Raw genomic sequence first — 3309 nt, forward strand, 5'->3', positions numbered from 1 at the left:
CTAATAGAAAAAGATCAAAAGTTCTGCATAAAGTGCGGGACCAAATTAGTTGAGCACGAAGATAAATACAAAGACTATCTAAAGGAATCCCACAGCAAGTACAATCAAAGGGAAGGGGAATCCTATAACGATTATCTTAAAAGAATCAATTCACCACTAAATGACAAAATAGCGACTGTTGAGGAAATAGAGCATAAAGAAGAAGATTACATTAACTATGACCCTCTCAAAACATATAAGGAAAACAATCCTCAAATAAACTATCCTAAATCAGAAAGAGAAGATGATACAATATCCGATGCAGAAGAAAAAAATAGAAAAGAAGTTATCATAGAGGAAATGTTCGGAAAACCATCAGTGCCCACAGAAGGAAACTATATAGTAGAAGGAATGTACGGAAAACCATCAGTGCCCACAGAAGGAAACTATATAGTAGAAGGAATGTACGGAAGGCCTAAGTACTATATCGATGGTGACTTGATCAGACAGAACAATCAATTCGGTAAAGTGGTTTGCAGAAAAAAGGAAGCTTTAATTGGAAAAGTGGTAGGCAGAATGAGAAAATTATGAATTTTAAGTATCAATATAGTAGTTCTGAAGCTCTTTTTCTTTCATCACCAATCAGAGTGGAGAATATGGATTATGCAATTTGATTCTTTTTAACCAACTTCATGTTGGCATTAGCATAACAGTATAGAAATTATTATACTAAAAATTGAAAACTTGTTTCATATAGTGGACAATCCCTAAATAACCGTTTCATCCCATAATAAAAAGTCAATTATATTCATATATTTTAGTTTTATCCATTCCATATTGTTAATTTGTGATGCTTTAAAATTTCTTTAAATGAAAATGGATAAATGTTTAATTCCACATAGCGACCGGACAGATATGTGGCAAACTCTCCGGACAATAATTTTGAGTTTAATCCAGTAAGGTATTGTCATGATTTTCTTTTGCAAAGTAAGAATTCAGTTAAATGAAAAGCAATAATAAAACCAATTTTGTTTTCAGTTAAATGAAAAGTATTAAAATTATAAATAGAGTTCATGCCAACGAAAGTTAAAATATGAAATTTTACAGCCTCATAAAAAAAAAATAAAAATTGATTAAAACTTTAATAGGGATAATCCCCTTTTTCTTCATATTCCTTTTTTAACCATGCCTTGAATATAGAATCATAAATTTGATATTTCTCATTATTCAATTCTATTAATATTTTATTCTGTAAAGTTTTTAATGATGCTCCAATAGCTCCGCTTTTCACACCTAATTTATTTGCTATATCAATTCTCCTTAATGGTTCTTCAACAAGAGCCACAATAATTCTTTGTTCCTGTTTAGTTAATTTATACCATTCATTAGTAAGATGAACCAATAAGTAAGGCAAGGATTTTTTAAATTCCGAAATTATTTTTTCTTCATTCAATTCTTCATTAGGCGGCAAGAGTCTAGCAAAGCTATTGATGTAATAAGGAATTCCATTTGTGCATTTATAAAATCTTTTAAATCCATCATCCGTGAATTCAAGATAATCCGCTTTTTCAGTCAGGTAATCTTTTGTTGTTTCATATGAGAATGTTTTGATTTCATAATTGAGGATTCTACCCCCAAAAGCGCCTTTTTGACCAGCGATGTCTGATATCAGTTCATCTTTAACGCTCATGCTTCCTGAGAAAATATAACCAATATTTTTTTGTGATTGGATAACGCTTCTAATATACCATAAAAAGCCATTTACATCTTCATCAAGCTGCTTTAGGATTTGAAATTCATCCATAAATATTAAAATGCCACTAATATGCTCTTTGCAATCATCATATATCTGTTGAGGCAAATCCATCACAAAACTTGTAAATTTAGTATAATCTTCTTCTGTTTTAAGAATAGGAATTGGGATTTTGCCTACTGACTCTATTTTGTCCATTATGAAATTGCGAGTTTTAAAATACTTCAGAATTTTTGCATCAATTGTAATAATGTTTGATTCATCACATGCCTTTATAATGGATTCGTAAAATAATCTCATAAAGCAAAAACGATCAAGCTTATCTTTTTTAAATTTATCCATTGCGGATAAATCCATATAGACAACCAAATATTCGTTTTGAAAGTCTTTTTTTAATTTTTTCATTAATGCAGTTTTTCCAACACCCCTAATGCCTGTAAGCAGTATTGTTGGTGTTGAACCTTTTTTAGCTAGTTCTAGATTATCAGAGATGAATGAAATTTCATCTACCCTATTGAAAAACTGTGAGTCATCTAAATCATTATCATTTCCTAATGGTAAACTTGCCATAAATATTCACCCAAATTAGTTAATATTTTGTTAAACAATATATATAAATGTAATGGAAATTACATTATAATGAAAAAAACACACTTGCCATTATGTAATGGAAATTACATCATGATGAAAAAAACACACAAATCATTACATTAAAAAAAATAAATTATCCACTTATTTTCAGTGAATTTTATTTCATAAGTAAAGAAGCAACCCAGTTTAATCAATTGACAACCAAATTTATCACTTCATTTATTTGAAGTTGAAAGTCATTCTTCATTTTTTTATAGCACTTCATAAGCAAGCCCATCGATTTCAACGATTATCACTCCAGGATAATCCTTGACTTCAGCTTTCATTTTCTTTTTGGCATCATTCAAAACAGATCGGTAATATGAACTGTCATCATCAATTGTTATCAAGGAAGACAGTATGGTTGTAACTGCAGCCATCCCTAATGGAGCAAGAATTATTGCAGGGCCTTGGATTTCTATTCCAAACAATGGTGCAAATTCCTCAAGGAGAAAACCGTTTAGTATCAATGTTCCAAATCCGAAGGTCAAAACTAAAAACGGCATTGCTATTCTTGTTAGTATAGGCCAGAGGATTGCATTTAACAAACCTATGAATAGTACTAAAAGGAGTATGTCATCAAATGAACTGAGCTTGATTCCCAAACCTAAAAAACCTATTAGGTAAATTCCCAGGATGTTTCCAATGAATACTATTAGACTTCTCTTCTCTTAAAACTTCTTTTTGGGGTTTGCTTTTGATTGATAATTTCCATATTAATCTACCAGGGGGATTTATTTTATATGTTTTTTACATTTGAAAATAAGTTATATAAGAATATATTGGGTTAGTTAAGTATTTAAAAGATTCTAGTTTACCATATAAAACCATGCATAAATTTTCTCCCCTAATTTTGCTTATTTTTTACTATATAACTTTAATTTTACAGTATGGCAAGAATATTGACCTTAAATTTTAGATAAGCTTTATATAATACCATATACAAA

General features: G+C 29.9%; 3 protein-coding genes and 1 pseudogene. 1 reads left to right on the forward strand and 3 read right to left on the reverse strand.

All coding sequences use genetic code 11. The annotated features are described in order from the left end of the window. Window positions 1-570: hypothetical protein (locus VW161_RS08765; RefSeq protein WP_325192953.1), on the forward strand; the 570-nt coding region annotated here is incomplete at its 5' end. Between the two features lie 253 nt (window positions 571-823). On the opposite strand, the pseudogene VW161_RS08770 reads toward VW161_RS08765, so the two are convergent. The 3 genes and pseudogenes from VW161_RS08770 to VW161_RS08780 all read right to left on the reverse strand — a co-directional run. Further along, window positions 824-943: pseudogene (locus VW161_RS08770) on the reverse strand (AAA family ATPase); the annotation flags it as partial. 177 nt (window positions 944-1120) lie between these two features. Continuing rightward, complete coding sequence (locus VW161_RS08775) at window positions 1121-2302, reverse strand: AAA family ATPase (protein WP_304105830.1); 1182 nt, start codon at window positions 2300-2302, stop codon at window positions 1121-1123. 272 nt (window positions 2303-2574) lie between these two features. Next, entirely contained in the window at window positions 2575-2967 is a 393-nt protein-coding gene (locus tag VW161_RS08780; RefSeq protein ID WP_304162194.1) for a phage holin family protein, read from the reverse strand. Between the last annotated feature and the right edge of the window lie 342 nt (window positions 2968-3309).

Origin of the sequence: Methanobrevibacter ruminantium, assembly GCF_016294135.1 — an archaeon.
Classification (GTDB): Archaea; Methanobacteriota; Methanobacteria; order Methanobacteriales; family Methanobacteriaceae; genus Methanobrevibacter; species Methanobrevibacter ruminantium_A.